This is a genomic window from Cryobacterium sp. Hh11 (assembly GCF_004404045.1).
Taxonomy (GTDB): domain Bacteria; phylum Actinomycetota; class Actinomycetes; order Actinomycetales; family Microbacteriaceae; genus Cryobacterium; species Cryobacterium levicorallinum.
In genome coordinates this window covers 116489-135023 of the sequence record NZ_SOHF01000011.1, presented here as the reverse complement: position 1 = coordinate 135023, position 18535 = coordinate 116489, and the positions used below count along the sequence as shown (strand labels likewise).

Genomic DNA, 18535 nt, shown 5'->3' with positions numbered 1-18535 from the left:
CGACCCGGTTGTCGAGCTTGTCGAGAGACGACCGACGGAATGGTGGCGTTGTCGAGATTGGTAAGTTTCGTGACTGTGGCGGTTTCGGCAGCCTCGGAGAGTGGAAGGGCGCCGTTGTCGAGACCGGCCGAATCTTCGGCTTCTCACATCGCTCGCTCACGTCTGGCGGGCGCACTCTGCCCTCCAATGCCAAAGGCCGCAAGCCCCCACCCGAGAGAGTGAAGGCTTGCGGCCTGTGTGGTGCGGTCTGGCTACTCGCCGAGCAGGGCCAGCATGCTTGCGATCGTGTCTTCGAGCTTCGCGTCGGCGGTGCCATAGTCGGCGAAGTTACCGGCGGCGAGTGCGGCCGCCTTTTCTGCCAGCGCCGTCTTGGCGACGGCGAGCAGCGACTTGAGCTCGGCATCCGTTGTGGCATCGCCGGTCGACCCGGTCGGTACGTCGGTGCTGCCGCCGGTCGAACCGCCGGTGCTCGGGTCGGTGGAGGCACCGTTATTCGTGGTCGCATCTTCGGGCACGTCGGTATCACCAGCGGTGGCACCAGAGTCACCGCCGAACAGCACATCGAGGGCGCCGTCGAGGGTGTCCTCGAACGCGATCTGGTCACCGAAAGCCACAAGCACCTTCTGCAGCAGCGGATAGCTGGTCTCGCCCGTGGACTGCACGTAAACCGGCTGCACGTAGAGCAGTCCGCCACCAACCGGAAGGGTCAGCAGGTTACCGTTCAGCACGGTCGACGAGCCCTGACGCAGCAGGTTGAGCTCGGTCGACACTGTCGGGTCGGCGTTGAACACGTTCTGCACCTGACCGGGTCCAGGTACCGTGCCGTCCTTGGGCAGGTTGAGCAGCCTCAGCTGGCCATAGCCATCCGCTCTGACGCCGTCTACCGATCCGGCGTCTGCGTCTACAGCGAGGTAACCGTAGAGCACGTTACGGCTGGATTCACCCGTCGCTTCCGGCTGGAAAGTGGAGTACAGCGAGAACGACGGCTGGTCCGAGCCGGGTACCTGCATGGTGAGGTAGTACGGCGGCTGCAGCGTCGGGTTGGTCGCCGGCGAGTCAGGGTCGTTGGGCGAGATCCAGGCGTCGTCCTTCGAGTAGAACGAACCGGGGTCGGTCACGTGGTACTGACCAAGAATGGAACGCTGCACCTTGAACAGATCAGCCGGGTAGCGCACGTGGCTCATCAGGTCGCCACTCATCTCACTCATCGGCTTGAGCGACGACGGGAAGATCTTCTGCCAGGTCTGCAGCAGCGGCTCTTCGTCGTCCCAGGCGTAGAGGGTGACCTCGCCGCTGTAGGCGTCGACGGTGGCCTTGACCGAGTTGCGCATGTAGTTGATGCTGTCCAGCGCATACGGCTGGGCCGGTGTCTGCGTGTCGGCGATGGCCTCACTGAGGCTCACCGGGGTGGAATAGGGGTAATCCGCCGAGGTGGTGTAGCCGTCAACAATCCACATAACTCGACCGTCAACGACCGAGGGGTAGGCGTCGGAGTCGAGCGTCAGGTACGGCGCGACCTTCTGCACGCGGGTGACCGGGTCACGGTCGTAGAGAATCTCCGACTTGTCGTTGACCGAGGCGGCGAGGAAGATCTGCTCCGACTGGAACTTCAGCGCGTAGATCAGCTTTTTGAACGCATTGTCCAGTTTCGGTCCGCCGTCTCCGGAGAACGTCGTGTAGGTCTGGCCAGCGCCCTCTTCACCCGACGGATAGTCGAGCTCGATCGGGTTGGCGCCCTCTTCGTCACCGACGATGGAGTATTCGGGCGAGGTCTCACCAAAGTAGATGCGCGGTTCGAACTTGCCGAGCGCACCACTGGTGGGAATGCCGGATTCCAGGAACACCGGCTGGCCGTCGACCGAGCGCTGGTTGCCGTATGCGGCGACCATGCCATAGCCGTGGGTATAAACGGTCTTCGAGTTGACCCAGGTGTTACCGGTGTTCAAGCCGTCGATATTCAGGTCACGCACGGCGACGACGGTGTCCTGCGAAGTACCGTCGATCACGTAGCGGTCAACGTCGAGGTTGTCCGGGAACTGGTAGTACTGGCGGAACTGCTCGAGCTGGCCGAAGGAGTCACTGACCAGGGCCGGGTCAAGAATACGAATGTTGGCAGTGGTCGCGGCGTCGGCGCGCAGCGCGCCCGGCTCGGCGGTGGTCTTCGCGTCGTACGCAATTTCCTCGATGTCCGCGACGCCGTAGGCATCCCGGGTGAGGTCGATATTGCGTTCGATATATTCGGCCTCGAGTGCCTTCGCGCTCGGCTCCACCTGGAAGCGCTCCACGACCCACGGGTACAGCGAACCGATGAGCAGGCTCGACACGATAAGCAGCGCGGTGCCGATGACCGGCAGACGCCAGCGGCCGATGATGGCCGTCAGGATGAAGAGCAGGGCGACGACGGCGGCAATGCCGGCAAGGATCGCGCGGCCAGGAATGGTCGCGTTGACGTCGGTGTAGCCGGCACCGGTGATCAGGGCGTTGTTGTTGGTCAGGGTGGAGTACTGGTCGAACCAGATACTCACGGCCTGCAGCAGCAGATAGAGGGCTGCGGTGATGGCGATCTGCACGCGCGCGGCCTTGGAGATGAGCACTTCACGCCCGGACACCCGAATGGATCCGTACAGGTAGCTGGTCGCGACCGAGACGAGCGCCGAAATCAGCACAACAGCGGATGCGAAGGCGAGCACGGCCTGATAGAACGGCAGGTCCATCAGATAGAAGGAGATGTCGAAGTTGAACTGCGGGTCAACCCGCCCGGTTTCGGTGCGGTTGAGCCACATGAGCACGGTCTGCCAGCGGGTGGCAGCGGCCACACCGGCAAACAGCCCGAGGAGGGCCGGGATGCCATACATCGCGAGGCGACGCAGCGGCTCGATGACCTGCTGGTAGCGATCAAGCTGTGAGTTGAGCTTCGCGTAGACCGGGCGCAGACGGTAGGCCAGCTGAATACTCACCCAGACCGGAACGGCCATCGTGACGAAGCCGATCAAAAACAACACGGTGCCGGCGATCCACTGGGTGGTCAGAACGTTGACGAACCCCAGCTGGTCGAACCACAGCACATCGGTATACAGTCCGGCGAAGATAAAGAACAGGATCACCAACCCTGCGATAATGGCTGCGGTAATTGCTAGCGGGGCTCGGCTACGCCGTGGGGCGTTGTCGGCTGATGATGAAGTCACGAATTGGCCTCTTGCGCTCAGTTATTAGATACAGGGTGATCATTTGCTGCAGGATCAGGGTCTGTAACCATCATACTTTGGCGGCCCTGAGAGAGTCATCACTACTGCTCGTTCGCCACGGATCAACTGGCCGGGCAGCTCGGCAGGTCGCTCGTGTCGGCACCGGTCTTGATCGCGTCGAGCGCGTCGAGCGCTTCGTCGAGGGTGGCGACTGAGAACACGGTCAGGCCGTCGGGGATATTTCCGGTTACCTCGCCGCAATTCTCGGCGGGGGCGAGAAACCAGGTCGCGCCGCTCTCGAGCGCGCCATAGAGCTTCTGCTGGATGCCGCCGATCGGGCCGATCGCGCCGGATTGGTCGATGGTTCCGGTGCCGGCCACGTTCTCGCCGCCCTGCAGCTCGCCGGGAGTGAGCTTGTCGATGATTCCGAGGGCGAACATCATGCCGGCGCTCGGGCCGCCGACCTTGTCGAGCTGGATCTGCACCTCGAACGGAAATTCGTAGGCGACCGATACGTTGACGCCGGCCACGATCGTGCCGTTGTTGTCGATCGGGGTGACCTCGACGATCCGGGCGAGGCCGCCCCGCACAATGTCGACGCTCGCCGCGGTCTCGGCACCGTTGACCTGCAAGGCCGCGCGCAGTTCGGCGACATTGGCCACCGGGGTCCCATTGACGGCGGTCACTTCATCGTCGGGTTCGATCACGCCCGCGGCCGGAGAACCGTCGGGCAGGCTCACCACCGACACCGTCGTGGGGTAGTCGTAGCCGAGGTGGGTGAGTGCGGCGGCGATGGCATCCTGTTGGGAATTAATCATGTCGGCGCTGCTGCGAGCGTCGCGCTGCTCGGTGCTGACATTGTCGGGAAAAACCTGGTCAATGGGGAGGACGGCCTCGCTCGGGTCGAGCCAGGCGCCGGCCACGGCGAGCCAGCTCGGCCGGTCTTCCCGGTTACCGAAGAGCGACACGGTGAGCAGATCGAGGGTGCCGCCGGTCGGGTAGACGGTCTCGTCGGGGATGGTGATGAGAGCGGTTTCGACGTCGTCGTAGGTGGCGGTGCCGAGGGTGTTGAAAACCGGACCCGGCTTCTCGATGACGTAGGGCGCCGGCATGATGCCGAGAATCACTCCGGCGACGAGGGCGATCAGCAGTGCCGTCCAACCGAGGGACGGGCCAGAGCGTCCGGCACGTCGAGGTGCCGGTGCATTGGTGAAGAGCGCCATCGTGGTCCTTTGAGTGTTGATTCGTGCCAGGTTGCGGGTCGTGTTCGCGGCGGGCGCACAGCAAGCCATTCAGCCTAGGATATTTCCCAGCCCCGAGCGGGCTACTCGCACTAGCGTAGAAGTATGCGACTGAGAGGGGCCTGAAGTGGCCGACGACTCCCTACCCCCGAACGATCAGAACCCGAACAATCAGAATCCCGGCGAACCCAGCGACGAGTTTCGTGACATGCTGCGCGACATTCTGAGCGGCAAGAGCGGCATCGACCCGAGCCAGCTCGCCGGCGCTGCCGGTCTGCCCAACGACCCGGCCAGCGTCGCCGCGCTCATGCAGCAGCTGCAGGGCGCCATGAACTCCCAGGGCACCGGCGTCGACTGGAAGATCGCCCTCACCCAGGGTGAACAGCGAGCAGCCACCGGTCAGCTCAGCGCGACCGATGAACAGCAGACCCAGCTGCGCCAGGCCTTTCACATTGCGGCCCTCTGGCTCGATGACGTCATTACCGTGGCCGAACTCACCGTCGAACCGCGCCTGATGACCCGCCGCGAATGGGTCACCGTGACCATGCCGCTCTGGACCCAGCTCGCCGAACCCGTCGCCACGAGCATCTCCGACTCCCTCACCCGGGTCTTCGCCGAACAGGTTCCCGAAGAGATGCAGGGCATGGTCGCCAACGCGAGCCAGCTCGTGCGCAGCATCGGCGGCACCCTGTTCGCCATGCAACTCGGCCAGGTCGTCGGCCAGCTGGCGAGCGAGGTCGTCAGCGGCGGCGATGTCGGCATTCCGCTGCTCGGTGAGCAGCAGGCCGCCCTGCTCCCCCAGAACGTTGCCGACTTCGGAGCCGGCATCGACGTTCCGGCCGACCAGGTGCAGATCTACCTCGCCGTGCGCGAGATCGCCCACGCGCGACTGTTCCGCCACGCCCGCTGGCTGCGCCTGCACCTGACCAGCGCGGTCACCGCCTATGCACGCGGCATCAGCATCGACTCCAGCCGGCTCGAAGACCTGGCCGGAAGTTTCGACCCATCCAACCCCGAAGACCTGCGCCAGGCGATGGTCGACGGTTCGCTCATTCAGCAGAAGTCCGAGTCGCAGCTTGCTGCTCTGTCCCGCCTAGAAACGATGCTCGCCCTGGTCGAGGGCTGGGTCGACGTCGTCACCGCTCGTGCCACGATTCGACTTCCCAAAGCGGATGCCATCGCCGAGACGGTCAAACGCCGCCGGGCCTCAGGCGGTCCGGCGGAGTCCGCTTTCGCGACCCTGGTCGGTCTCGAATTGCGTCCCCGCCGGCTGCGGGAGGCCGCAGCGATGTGGCAGGCCGTGACGGATGCCGTTGGCAATGAGGCGCGCGACGCGCTCTGGTCGCACCCCGACCTGTTGCCCACTTCGGAAGACATCGACGATCCCCAGCCGCTGATCATTCGGCTGACCAGCGCAGCCCGCGGGGGGCCCGCGGTGCTCGACGACGTCGACCAGGCTCTCGAAGACCTGCTGCGGGACGACGGAGCCGAGCGCCCGCACGAGGAGTAGCGGCGCGCAACGTTGCCGCAACCTGTGCCGATCTACCGTCGTTCAACGGACGAAATGTCCCAAACGAAGGAGTTTGGCAATGACGATAACCGAGACCACCACCGGCGCGACGGACGAGTCCAAGGCGCGCTACGAATCCACCCGGCTGCCAACGACCATGCACGCGGCCGTCGTGCACGAGTTCGGCCAGGGCCTCACCATTGACGAAGTGCCCGTTCCGACCCCCGGCCCCGGCCAGGCCCTGGTCAAACTGATCAGCAGCGGAGTTTGCCACACCGATCTGCACGCTGTGGAAGGCGACTGGCCGGTTAAGCCGAGCCCACCGTTCATTCCGGGCCACGAAGGGGTCGGCAAAGTCGTCGCCCTCGGTGACGGCGTCAAGGACCTCGAAATCGGCGACCTGGTCGGTAACGCCTGGCTCTGGAGCGCCTGCGGCAGCTGCCAGTATTGCCGCACCGGCTGGGAAACCCTGTGCGAAGCGCAGCAGAACGGCGGCTACAGCGTGGACGGTTCGTTCGGGCAGTACATGCTCGTCGACGCCCGCTTCGCCGTGCGCATTCCCCACGGCGCCGACCCGATCGAGATCGCCCCGGTGCTGTGCGCCGGCGTCACCGTCTACAAGGGCCTCAAAATGACCGAGGCCCGCCCGGGCCAGTGGGTCGTCATCTCCGGCATCGGCGGCCTCGGCCACATCGCCGTGCAATACGCCAAGGCGATGGGGCTGCGCATCGCGGCCGTCGATATCGCCGACGACAAGCTCGCCCTGGCCCGCAAACACGGCGCCGAGCTCGTAATCAATGCGCTGGACGAAGACCCGGTCGCCGCCATTCAAAAAGCCACCGGTGGTGTGCACGGCGTGCTCGTGACCGCTGTACACCCGGCCGCATTCGGCCAGGCTATCGGCATGACCCGCCGTGGCGGCACCATCGTCTTCAACGGTCTGCCGCCGGGAGACTTCCCCGCCCCGATCTTCGACATCGTGCTCAAGGGCCTCACCATTCGCGGCTCCATCGTGGGCACCCGCCAGGACATGGAGGAAGCCCTGCAGTTCTACGCGCGCGGCCAGATCCACCCCACGGTCTCTGAGCGCCGCATCGACGAGGTCAACGAGGTGCTCGACGAGATGAAGCACGGCAAGATCGACGGTCGCGTCGTCATCCGCTACTGAAGAAATCTGACGGTGCGGGCCGCGTGACCACCGAATCCCAATATTCGGTGCAAGCGGGCCCGCACCCGTCTGTGGATAACTTTTACGCGCGACCGCCAGACGCGTCATCATGTCGGCATGGCCCTCAGACTGAATCCGCGGTATCCGCTCGTGTGGCGCACACCGAATTGCGTGCAGCTCGGCATCGACCAAGCCATTGTCACGATCGGCGGGTTGACGCCCGCTCATGAGGCTGTGCTGTCCGCGCTTTCTGCGGGGGTGCATCGATCGGGCGCGATGCTGCTCGGAACGGCCGCCGGGGCATCCGCTGTCGAAGTGACGCATCTGCTCGACCTGCTCGAACCGGCACTGTTGTACGTGCCAGACGATGCGCCGGCACCGGTAACCCCGCTGCCCCGCACCGTGCTGGTTGACGGCCACGGACCGACCGCGACCCGGCTGCGCGCGCTGCTGGCCAACCTCGGAATCGAGGAGCCTGCTCCGGGAGACGACCCCGAGCTGGCCGTGTTGATCGGCCAGTACGTCTTCGCGCCTGAACGGCACGGGCATTGGCTGCGCCGCGACATTCCGCACCTGCCGGTGGTCTTCAGCGACAGCGCCGCGCGGGTGGGTCCGCTCGTCGAACCCGGCCGCGGACCCTGCCTGACCTGTCTGGAGCTCGCCCACGTCGACACGGATCCGTCCTGGCCCGCCATGGCCTGTCAGCTCGTGCTGCGCGAGGCCCCAAGCGAAACTCCACGGCTGAGCTTCGAGCTCGCCGCCCGGGTGGCCGGACTCGTTCAGGATCGCCTGGAAACAGGCCGATCGGTGTTGTTCACCCGGTCACTGCGCCTGGACGCGCGGGGCGGTGCGGTCACGGGCTCCGTACACCGGCTGCACGAGCGGTGCGGCTGCCAAGCTCTTCCAGAAAACGCGAGCGTTCGCGAGCTGCCCGCGCCTGTGCCCCAGAGGATGACCAGCTCAGCGCGAGTCGCTTCCGGGCGCGGGTGATGCCGACGTAGAGCAGCCGGCGTTCCTCGTCGATCTGCTCGAACGTGCTCGCATAGCTGATCGGCACCAGGCCCTCGCTCAGGCCGACCACGTACACCGCGTCCCACTCAAGGCCCTTGGCGGAGTGCATCGTGGCGAGCGTCACGGCCGACACCGTCGGTTCGTGCTGGCCGGCCTGACGTTCCATCAGCTCGTCGGTGAACTGTCGGAACGTGGTTCCGGCAGCGGCCTGGTCGACCAGGCCCATCAGTGCGTTGAGCGATTCCCACCGCGCCTGCACGGCGCCGCGGGTCTCCGGGGCGGTCTGGCTCCAGCCCAGCGACCGCAGCACGTCACTGACCGATTTGAACAGTGGTTCCCCAATGATTGAAACGGATGCCGCCCGCAGGCTCATCACCGCCTGCTTCACCTCTGGGAGGTCGAAGAACCGTTTGGCACCGCGAATCTGGTAGCTCACCCCCACCTCGGTCAGAGCCGTTTCGAGCAGCGCGGCCTGCACGTTGACTCGGAACAAGATGGCCACGTCTTCGGGTTTGGTGCCAGCCGAGATGAGCTGCAGAATCTGCTCGGCCACGCCGCGGGCCTCGGCCATGTCGGAGGCGTAGCCGCGCACCGTTGGGTCGGGGCCGCTATCGGTCTGGGCAGCCTGCAGGGTCAGGGCGCCGGACCGGCCACGCATCAGCTGGTTCGCGGTGGCGACGATCGGCGCGGTCGAGCGATAGTTCTGTTCGAGCCGCACCACGGTGGCGTCTTCGTAGTGCTTCGGAAAGTCCAGCAGGTAGTCGCTGCGAGCACCGGCGAAGGAGTAAATGGTCTGGCTCGCGTCGCCGACGACGCAGAGATCGCGGCGGTCGCCAAGCCAGAGGGCGAGCAGGTCGTGTTGCAGCGGCGAGACGTCCTGGTATTCGTCGACGACGAAGAACCGGTACTGCTCGCGCACCTGCAGGGCCACGGAGGGTTCGGTCTCGATCATGCCGGCCATGGCGAGCAGGACGTCTTCGAAGTCGATCTGCTTGCGATCGTCTTTGAGCTTCTCGTAGGTCTGCTGCAGGGCGACGACCTGATCGACGTCGAGTCGGCCCGGCAGGCTGCGGCGGGCTATGCCGGCCGCGTACTGCTCGATGCTCAGGCCGCTGGTTTTGCGCCATTCCACCTCGGCGGCGAGGTCGCGCAGTGTGGCGGTGTCGAGTTTGAGGTGCAGAGCCTCGGCGGCGTGCCCGAGAATGCGGCCCTTGCCGTCGAGGATGCGCGGCGCCTGCCCGCCGACGACGTGCGGCCAGAAGTAGTTCAGCTGGGACAGCGCTGCGGCGTGAAAGGTGCGCGCAGCCACTCCCCCGGCGCCGAGCTGACGCAGGCGCCCGCGCAGTTCCGCGGCCGAACGGCTCGTGAAGGTCAGCGCCATGACCCGGTTGGGGGCGTAGGCGCCGGTCAGCACGCCGAGCGCGATGCGGTGGGTAATGGCGCGCGTCTTGCCGGTTCCGGCGCCGGCAAGCATGCAGACCGGGCCGATCAGCGCTTCGGCGGCAATGCGCTGCTGTTCATCGAGGCCGTGGAGCAGCGAGTCGGCGGTGGCCGTCACGGACGAATCAATTCCGTCGCGGCGGGCAACGGCGCGCCAAGCCAACGCTCGATCATGGCGTGCGCGATGGAGGACGGGCCGGGCAGCAGCATCCACTCACCGGCATCGAGCAGGTCTTTTCGGCTGAACCAGCGCAGCGCGAGAATCTCGGCGCCGTCGGGCAGCAGCTCATGGGCCGCCTGGTCGTCGGCGAGGCGCGCGGTGAAGCCACACATGACCGAGGCCGGGAACGGCCACGGCTGGGAGCCGACGTAGGCCGGATCGGTCACGCGCAGGCCGGATTCTTCGAACATTTCGCGGATCACGGCCGTTTCGAGGGCCTCGCCGGGCTCGACGAATCCGGCCAGGAGCGAGTACCGATTGTTCTCCCACATGGCGTTGGAGCCGAGCAGAATGCGGTCGTCGGAGTCGGTGATGAGCACGATGACGGCCGGGTCTGTGCGCGGAAAGACCTGGCTGTTGTCGACCGGGCAGCGGCGTACCCAGCCACCTTCCTCGACCAGGGTGGCGGCGCCGCAGCGCGGGCAGTGGCCGTGCGAAGCGTGCCAGTTGAGCACGCCGAGGGCCTCGGTGAACAGGCCGGCGTCACGGTCATCGAGCACGGTCGCAACGGTGCGCAGGCCCACCCAGCGACTCTCGTCGGGCTCCAGCCGGGCTGCAGCGTCATCATCGAGCTGCACGGCAACGATGCGGGTACCGGCCGTCTCGGGCAGGTCGGCGGGCAGAGACCGGCCGAGGTAGACCCGCAGGCCGGCATTGTGCAGACTCGTGGGCGGCAGCAGGGCGAGGTGCACACCGGTGCTGGCCGGGTCGATGCTGGCCGGGTCGGTGCTGGCCGCATCGTGCGGCGCGAGCAGAATTTTGCCGTGCCAGACGGGCAGAACGCGGGTGGCGGCATCCGCCCAGAGCTGGTCGAACAGGTCCGGCAGGCCGCGGGTGAGGTGGTCACGGTCGACCGCCTGGCGAGACAGCGGCAACCGCGTCGTGAAAGTGAACGACATGGTATATCTCCGAGCTCTGCAAGAACGTGGGTGGAGGCGTGGCGAATAACCGCCAGACCGCAAGTCGATCTAACCTAGTAGGCATGGCCAGAACTCAACTCACTCTAGCCGCGTTAGCCACCTCCGCTGTTCCGGGGCTCGACGTGGCCTACGCCCGCAAGCACAGTGCCGGCGCGCACGGACTCTTCGACTCGGCGCTCGTCATCGACAAGGCCGGTCGGGCGCTCATTATTCGCGTTCCCACCAGTCAGTCGGCCGAAACCGAGCAGTCCGCGGACCTCGTGGCGCTGCGCGCGCTCACCACTGGCAATCGCAGCCGGCTGCCGTTCGACGTGCCCGAGTATGTCGGCCAGACGCCGATTCAGGGCACCCGTGCTGTGGTCTATGAGCTGCTGGCTGGTGACAGTTTTGATGCGGATGCCCTCACCGGGCATGAGGGCGTCGCCGGGTCGATCGGGCGCGCGATCGCCGCCATCCACTCGTTGCCGAGCGCCTTCATCGGCACCGCCGGGCTGCCGCAGCAGAGCGCCGAACAGTGCCGCAAGGACGCCATCGACCTGATCGATCGAGCCGCGGGCACCGGCTACCTGCCCGCCGCGTTGCTGCGCCGCTGGGAGCAGGCCACCGACGACGAGGCCCTGTGGCAGTTCGCGCCGGCCGTGGTGCACGGGTCGATGTCGGCCGATTCCATTCTGATCACCGACGACGCCGTGTCGGGGATTCTCGGCTGGTCCGGGCTGGCCGTCGGCGACCCGGCGCGCGACCTGCACTGGCTACTCGCCGCGCGCGGTGACGCCGCCGAACTGGCCATCGACGCCTATTCCAGCGCCCGCCAGGGCAGCGACACGCACATCACCCAGCGCGCCATGCTCTATGCCGAGCTGGAACTGGCCCGCTGGCTGCTGCACGGCTCCAGCAGCCACGACCAGTCCATCGTCGATGACGCCGTCGCCATGCTCGACGGCCTGGTCGACACGGTGCACAGCCACACCCAGCAGCCGCTCTCCCCCGAAACCGGCCCGATCATGAGCGTCGGCGACGTGGAGAATATGCTCGACCACATGCCGCGCGCCGCCCGCGATTACGACCAGCACGCGGCGATGCACACCGACAGCTACAACTTTTCGGGACTGACCGTCGATTCTGATTCTGATTCTGACGATTCCAGCACCGGGGCTATCGCCCCGGACCAGGCCGCCAAAAGGTCAGCCTCCGAGTAGAGCCGCTCGGGGGCGACGACGGTGTCGTCGGCGACGAAGTAGAAGACGGCGTCGACGATGCTCGGATCGATTCCCTTCCAGCGGGCGTAGGCGAGCCGGTACAGCGCAAGCTGAGTCTGCTTGAGTTCCAGGTCTGCAGCGCTCTTGGGTGCCCGCCCGGTTTTCCAGTCGACGACCTGGTAGCCGGTTTCGGTGCGGTAGACGGCGTCGAGCTTGCAGACGAAAACCTGCCCGGCGAGCACATGGTGAATTTCAATCTCCACGTCGACGGGTTTGCGCTCGGCCCATTCGGAGCGTTCGAAGGTGGCCTGGAGAACCGCGAACTGCTCTTGCTCCGGCACGTCAAGCTGCTCGAGTGTGCCGGTGCCCTGGTCTTCGTCTGCCAGATCGAGGTCAAACAGGCTGGCATCGACGCGGTCGGTGCCGGTGGCTCCTCCCGCCCGACGCTCGACCCAGGAATGGAACAGCGTGCCGAGCCGAGTGGCCCGGTACGGACGCTGCGGCATCGGGCGGCGCAGCTCCGCCGCGACACCGGCTGGATCGTCGACGTAGTCCTTGAACCGGGAGGCCGGGATGCGGGTGGGAACCGGGGCACCCTCGCCGCCGGTCAGGCGCAGGGCTCGCTCCGTAAGCAGCAGGGTGACGGCGTGCGACCAGCGAGTGGGGACATCCGCTTCGCTCGCGCTCACCCTCGCTGCGGCAGCCTCGACCAGCGCCCGTCGGCCGCCGAGTGGGTCGAACGGCCACAGTTCGGTGCCACTGGACGCCGAGGCGGGTTTCTCAGACTCGGCGGGCGCGTCGGGGATCTTAGCGATCAGCCCGGCCAGGGCGAGTTCCGTGAGGTAACGGCTGGGCTTGCGAGCGGTGACTCCGGGGCCCCAGAATGAGCCGGTCAACAGCAGTTCGCGCTTGGCGCGGGTGGTCGCGACGTAGATGAGGCGGCGCTCCTCGTCGTCGTGCCGGTCGGCCAGCTCGGCCTTATAGGCCTGGAACGCCAGGTCGAAGTCGAACTGGGTGTCGTGGCCGACGATATCGAGATCGGGCAGCTCGGACCGGTCGCCGCGGAACGCATAGGGCAGTTCGCCGAACCGCAGCCATCCGCTCGTATCGCGAGAGGCGGCGGGCAGGCTCTTCTCGGTCAGGTTGGGAATGGCGACGAAATCCCATTCGAGGCCCTTGGCGCCGTGAACGGTCAGCAGCTGCACGGTGCCCTGCTCCGACAGTTCAGCGCGCGGGCCGAGATCGTCCTGTAGTTCGGCCCGTTTGAGCCAGCGCAGAAAGCTCGCCAGTGTGCCCTGCTCGTCGCTGTCGAGAAAGGCCGAGACAGTGTCGTGGAAGGAATACAGGTTGGCCAGGCCGAGGTCGTTGGCCTCGTTCGCGATCAGCTCGACGTCGAGCCGAAATTCCTGCTCGATCAGGCGTACAAAGTCGAGCAGAGGCAGGCCTGCGCGGGAGCGCAGCCAGGCCAGCTGACGGCCGGCCGACTGCACCCGGGCCCGGCCGAGGTCGCTGAACCCGGCGAGCTGGCCGTGCGAGTCGGGCGCTGACCCGAGAAAGTCGAGTGCATCCACGAGTGAACTGCCCTCATCGCCGGCGACGGATGCCCGCAGCTTGCCGCGCAGATCGGCCGAGATCGCTTTCTGGGCCCAGTCATGCCCGGCCAGCCAGCGCGCCACGTCGGCGAGCGCTTGCAGGTCGCGCGCACCAACCCGGTAGCGGGCACCGCTGAGCAGACGCACGAGTTCGCTGCCGGCGGCGGGGTCGTGCACCACGCGCAGCACGCTCACAACGTCGGCGACCTCGGGGGTGGAGAGCAACCCACCGAGTCCGAGCACGTGGGCACGCACGCCATGCGCCCGCAGTACCTCGGCGAAGTATTCCATCTCGCGGCGGGCCCGAAACAGCATCGCGCCGCTGTGTTCGCCGACCAGACGGGTGGCGAACCAGTCGGCGATGGCTCCGGCCTCCTCAGCGATGGTTTCAGCCATGAGCGCGTCGACCGCGCCGGGCCGGGTGCCGGCGGGAACCTTGAGCGTTTCGACCTGGATTCCGCCCGGTTTTGCGCGAAGCGCGGCGCTCAGCGGGGCAACGAGGGCGTTGGCAGCGTCGAGGACGAGCGCCGGGTTGCGCCAGGTGAAGGACAGCGACATGGTCGGGGCTGCTGCTGCTGGGCTGAAGTCTCCGGTGTTGAAGTCTCGGCCGAAGCCGAGCAGGTTTGCACTGCTGGCGCCGCGCCATCCGTAGATGGATTGGTGGGGATCACCGACGGCCATCACCGGGTGGTTGCGAAACAGGGTGTGCAACAGCTCGGTTTGCAGGACCGAGGTGTCCTGGTATTCGTCGAGGAGCACCACGCGGTACTGGTCACGGTAGCGGTCGACGACGGCGTCGACCTTTTGGCAGACCTGCAGTGCCAGGGCTACTTGATCGGAGAACTCGATGAGTCCTAGGCGACGCTTCTCGCTGCTGTAGCGGGCGGCCAACTCTGCCAGCACCGGAAGCGGGGCGACCGCGGCCAGGGAATCAGTGACCGACCCGTACGGTGTCTTCTTGCGCGGATTACCGTAGGGCAAATCGGTCAGGTAGCCGAAACTGTCGACCAGTGCCCTGAGGTCGTGGGGAGCTCCGGGCTGACCAAGGTGAACGGCCGGCGGATTCTCGGCCAGGGCACGGCTGAGCTGCAGCACGGCATCGGTGACGAGGTCGAGGCTTTTGCCGAAGGGCACGAGCCGCCCGTCGCCGAAGTCGATGACGACGCGACGGGCCAGGAGCCAGGCGCTGGTTTCGCTCAGCAGCACCGACTCGGGTTCGCGGCCGAGCAACAGGGCGTTGTCGGTGAACAGGCGGCTGGCGAAGGAGTTGTAGGTGGACACGCTCGGGGTGTTGAACAGGTCGGACGACTCGGCGACCGTGCCATGGGCGGAGTCGGGGGCGGCGGCGATCGGCATGAGGCCGGCCGTTTCGAGATCGCTGATGCGTTTGTTGATGCGCTCACTGAGCTCGCCGGCGGCTTTGCGGGTGAAGGTGAGTCCGAGAATCTGGTCGGGGCGGGCGTGGCCGTTGGCGAGCAGCCAAAGCACCCGGTTGGCCATGGTCTCGGTCTTGCCGCTGCCGGCTCCGGCGACGACGAGGGTCGGCGTGAGCGGCGCTTCGATGACCGCCTGCTGCTCGATCGTCGGCGCAAACATGTTGAGCGCCGCCGCGATATCGAGGGCGGAGACCGTGGTGGCGGTGCTGAGAAGACTCATGAGCTGACCTGCTTGATGACGTGGATGCGGCAGGACCCGTGGGATCTGGGGTCGAGACAGTGCGAGGTGATTTCGGCGATGAAGGTGGCGCCGCCCATGCCGGCAGCGTCGTCACCGACGCGGGTGCGAAAGGCCTCGAGCTGCTCCGGAGTGAAAGCGGGCTGGGTGGGATTGCGATAGTTCTGCTTGACGGTGCCCGAGGAGACGATGACCAATCGTGCACCGGCCAGGGCCATATCCGAGGACACACCGTCGATGGCGCCTTCTTGAAAGGCCAGCTGGTAGGCGCCGAGCTGCGGATGCTCCGCGACTCCGGTATCGCTCGTCGCATCGCCCTTGCCCGTTTTGAGGTCGACGATCACGGCCCGGCCGTCGGCCTGGCGTTCGACCCGGTCGATGGTGCCCGACAGCACGGCACCGCTCACTTCGAGCTGAAAGGTGCCCTCCGCGCTCAACAGCTCTCCGCCGCCGTTCTCGAAATCCAGCAGATAGGAGGCGAGCCGATCGGTGAGCTCCCTGGCTGCAACTTTCTGCACCCGGGACTGCCAGTCGGCGTCGAAGTCGAGCTCGTTCCAGCGGGCCTCCACCCCCTGCCACAGGGCTTCTGGGCGCCGATCGGTGGCGTCTTCCATGACCTTGTGGATGATCGTGCCGAGGTTGGCTGCGGTGTTGGAATCGCCGCCACCGACCTGACCGATCAGCCAGTGCAGCGGGCAGGTTTCAAAGGCTGCCATGCGCGACGGCGATACCCGCACCGGTTGGTCGCCGGCCTCCGGGTCGTTGAGTGGGCGCACGGTGCTCGGGTCGGCCAGGCCGTACCATTCGTCGGGCGAGGCACCTGGCACGTTTTCGTCGGCGAGCCGGGCGAGCGTGGCTGCGGCATCCGCTGCCCGGGTGGCGGAGTCGACCCGACCCGGCGAGTGGATGGCGCGGGTCAGGTCGCGCCTCAGCCTTCCGGTCAGACCGCGAAGCGACACGGGGTAGTGGGCGGGGTCGTCGGCGCCCAGAGCGGGAGCAGGCTGCGGCAACAGGCGAAAGAACACCGATGGTTCGTTCTCTTCGTTATTGACGGCGGTGACGAGTAGTTCGGTCGTGGCCCGGCTGGCCGCCTGAGCGAACATGCGCAGTTCGTCGTGCAGCACCGCGGTGCGGGCGTCGGTACCGGATGCGTCTTGCCCGGAGGCGATGAGGGCGAGGTCGCCGGCGCCGAGCAGGGAGCCGCGAATGCGCAGGTCGGGCCAGACGTTGGCCTGCACACCGGCCAGCACGACGATGTCGAAGTCGCGCCCGATGGTGCCGCTCGGCGTGGACACGGTGACGGCCGCGCCGACGGCGCGCGGCGCCAGGGTGTCTTCGGGCACGTCGGTGTCGACGAGGTGTTCGAGGAACAAAACCGGCGGGGCCGACGGGGTTCGTTCGACGTAACGCTGGGCCGCGGAGAACAGAGCGACGACAGCATCGAGGTTGTGGTTGGCCTCGTCGGCGACGATTCCGGTGCCGGTGGATTGCTCCTTCCAATCACGGTCGAGACCGCTGCGCTGCCAGAGGCCCCAGAGCAGCTCTTCGATGGTCGCGCCGGCCGCGTACTCGATGGCGGCCTGGCGCAGGCTCGCTCCGCAACCGGCCGCACGGCGGGCGGTGCGGTTGTCGATGGTGGCGAGCAGCTCAGGGTCGTGCAGGGCGGCGACAAGGAGTTCATCGGCGCTGCGCGGGGTGGGGGTGTCGGTGGCCAGCTCCTGTTGACGCAACGCGGCGCGCAGCCGACGCAGGGTAATCGGGTCGAGGCCGCCGAGCGGACCGCGCAGCAACTCGATTGCGGCCTCGGGGTCGAGCGGTTTGCGGCCGAGGGTGACCTCCAGGGCGAGAATGAAGGCTTTCACCGCGTACTCGTCGCGGAGGGCCGTGCTCGCCGTGGACACCTGGGTCGGCACTTCGAGCGCGGCGAGCCCCTTGGAGATCGAGGGAACGAGTGAACCGGTGCGCACGATCACGGCCATGCGCGACCACGGAGTTTCGTCGATCACGTGGCGTTCGCGCAGCAGCCGAGCGATCACCGCGAGCTGGTCGGCCGGGCTGGTCGCGATGACGGTGTGCACGGACGGTTCGGGGACGGCGTCCGGCGTGGTCAGCGTCTCGGGCGCAGTCACGGCACTCGGAGCCGAGAGCGCAGGATCATCGGAGCCGTCGACAGCAATCTCGCTCACCGCGTCGGGTTCGGCCTGCACGCTGCCCGCCGCACGCTGGGTGCCGGCCGCAGCCGCGCCGATGCGACTCGTGATCTGCTGAATCACCTGACGGATGCCCGCGCCGTGTCGGTAGACGGTGCCGAGTACGATCGGCGGTGCGATCCCGCCGGACGGCGAAGCCGCCGCGTGGCCGGCCGATGACCCCACCGGCGCCCCGACCGGGCCCAAGCCGAGGTACTGACCGAGGCGACCGAGGGCATCCGGATGCGCACCGTGGAATGATCCGGTGCTGATATCCGGGTCGCCGACGGCGATGATCGCGACCCCGCGCGCCTGAAACTGGGCCAGCAGGGTGAGCGTGGCCTGGGTGACTTCCTGGGCATCGTCGAGCACGATCAGGCGCAGTCCGGCCAGGGTACCGAGCGTCGCCGCCCCGGCCGGGCCCACCTCGGCTCCGGCCACGATCGCCGCGGCATAGCGGGCCAGCTCTGTGGAGTCATACTGCCCGGGGCGGGCCTGGTCCTTGGCCTCTTCGTAACCGCGAATGAACTCGGCAGCGGCCACCCACTCCGGCCGCCCGAGGCCGAAACGCTCCAGCTGGTCCGGAGTGACGCCATATTCCACGGCGCGCATCATGAGATCGCGCAGTTCGGTACGAAATCCCCGCAACTGGCGTACGTCGGCGCCCAGGGTGTCTGGCCAGACCGGGCCGCTCGGCGCTCCGGCCGTCTCGTCGTCCAGGTGGCCCTGCAGCAGTTCGGCGATAATCTGGTCCTGCTCGCCGCCGGTGAGCAGGGTCGGAGTGGGCCCACCGGCCTGGGCGACCGCGGAGCGCACGATCTGAAAGGCCACGGAGTTGGCGCTGCGAGCGAGTGGCCCGTTGGTCGGCACGGCCAGGCGCAGCGCGATCCGGTCGCGCAGCGCGGTGGCACCGGCGCGCGTCGGCACCAACACCAGCACCGCGCTCGGCGAATACCCCCGGTTCAACACCCGGTCGGCGACGAGTTCAACGAGCGTGCTGGTCTTGCCGGAGCCGGGCGCGCCGATAACGGCGGCGCTCACCGCGTCGGGGAGATCGAGAACAGCCTGCTGGTCGGCGTCGAGGTCGTGGTTGGTCACATTTCAACGGTAACGGGTTGCGCCGACAGTGAAATCGGTCAGGGCGAGGGCGCGTTCTGTCGTAATCTGGGCGCAAGGCTACGAAAGG

At 66.9% G+C, this 18535-nt stretch carries 9 protein-coding genes; 3 read left to right on the top strand and 6 right to left on the bottom strand.

Translation table 11 applies throughout. The features are described 5' to 3' along the window. Nucleotides 1-251 precede the first annotated feature (251 nt). Entirely contained in the window at nt 252-3185 is a 2934-nt protein-coding gene (locus E3T46_RS04250) for a UPF0182 family protein (RefSeq protein WP_174845373.1), read from the bottom strand. A gap of 122 nt (nt 3186-3307) precedes the next feature. Next, on the bottom strand, nt 3308-4408 hold the full coding sequence (locus E3T46_RS04245; RefSeq protein ID WP_134577578.1) for a S16 family serine protease: 1101 nt from the start codon (nt 4406-4408) through the stop codon (nt 3308-3310). A gap of 226 nt (nt 4409-4634) precedes the next feature. On the opposite strand from E3T46_RS04245, the gene E3T46_RS04240 reads away from it, so the two are divergent. Both E3T46_RS04240 and adhP read left to right on the top strand, forming a co-directional pair. Continuing rightward, on the top strand, nt 4635-5936 hold the full coding sequence (locus E3T46_RS04240) for a zinc-dependent metalloprotease (RefSeq protein ID WP_134577687.1): 1302 nt from the start codon (nt 4635-4637) through the stop codon (nt 5934-5936). A 157-nt stretch (nt 5937-6093) separates the two neighbouring features. Then, nucleotides 6094-7104, top strand: coding sequence for an alcohol dehydrogenase AdhP (gene adhP, locus E3T46_RS04235; RefSeq protein WP_134577686.1), 1011 nt, complete (start codon nt 6094-6096; stop codon nt 7102-7104). Between the two features lie 853 nt (nt 7105-7957). Here adhP and E3T46_RS04230 read toward each other — a convergent pair. Next, on the bottom strand, nt 7958-9673 hold the full coding sequence (locus E3T46_RS04230) for an ATP-dependent helicase (RefSeq protein WP_134577577.1): 1716 nt from the start codon (nt 9671-9673) through the stop codon (nt 7958-7960). Beyond that, a complete protein-coding gene (gene nudC / locus E3T46_RS04225; RefSeq protein ID WP_134577576.1) occupies nt 9670-10674 on the bottom strand; it encodes an NAD(+) diphosphatase in 1005 nt (334 codons plus the stop codon). The genes E3T46_RS04230 and nudC overlap by 4 nt, the downstream gene beginning before the upstream one ends. Nucleotides 10675-10757: 83 nt before the next feature. Here nudC and E3T46_RS04220 point away from each other — a divergent pair, with 83 nt between their 5' ends. Then, nucleotides 10758-11894 carry a phosphotransferase gene (locus tag E3T46_RS04220; RefSeq protein WP_134441312.1) on the top strand — a complete coding sequence of 379 codons (1137 nt, stop codon included), beginning with the start codon at nt 10758-10760 and terminating at the stop codon, nt 11892-11894. On the opposite strand, the gene E3T46_RS04215 is transcribed toward E3T46_RS04220, so the two are convergent. Further along, nucleotides 11789-15142: an ATP-dependent DNA helicase gene (locus tag E3T46_RS04215; protein ID WP_134577575.1), complete on the bottom strand. Its 3354-nt coding sequence runs from the start codon at nt 15140-15142 to the stop codon at nt 11789-11791. The two genes, E3T46_RS04220 and E3T46_RS04215, sit on opposite strands and share 106 nt — an antisense overlap. After that, on the bottom strand, nt 15139-18447 hold the full coding sequence (locus E3T46_RS04210) for an ATP-dependent DNA helicase (RefSeq protein WP_134577574.1): 3309 nt from the start codon (nt 18445-18447) through the stop codon (nt 15139-15141). The genes E3T46_RS04215 and E3T46_RS04210 overlap by 4 nt, the downstream gene beginning before the upstream one ends. Between the last annotated feature and the right edge of the window lie 88 nt (nt 18448-18535).

Bases quoted from the DNA above. Each gene is read 5' to 3' on its own strand.
- E3T46_RS04245 (WP_134577578.1), bottom strand. From the start codon at position 4,408: ATGGCGCTCTTCACCAATGCACCGGCACCTCGACGTGCCGGACGCTCT.
- E3T46_RS04240 (WP_134577687.1), top strand. From the start codon at position 4,635: ATGCTGCGCGACATTCTGAGCGGCAAGAGCGGCATCGACCCGAGCCAG.
- adhP (WP_134577686.1), top strand. From the start codon at position 6,094: ATGCACGCGGCCGTCGTGCACGAGTTCGGCCAGGGCCTCACCATTGAC.
- nudC (WP_134577576.1), bottom strand. From the start codon at position 10,674: ATGTCGTTCACTTTCACGACGCGGTTGCCGCTGTCTCGCCAGGCGGTC.
- E3T46_RS04220 (WP_134441312.1), top strand. From the start codon at position 10,758: ATGGCCAGAACTCAACTCACTCTAGCCGCGTTAGCCACCTCCGCTGTT.
- E3T46_RS04215 (WP_134577575.1), bottom strand. From the start codon at position 15,142: ATGAGTCTTCTCAGCACCGCCACCACGGTCTCCGCCCTCGATATCGCG.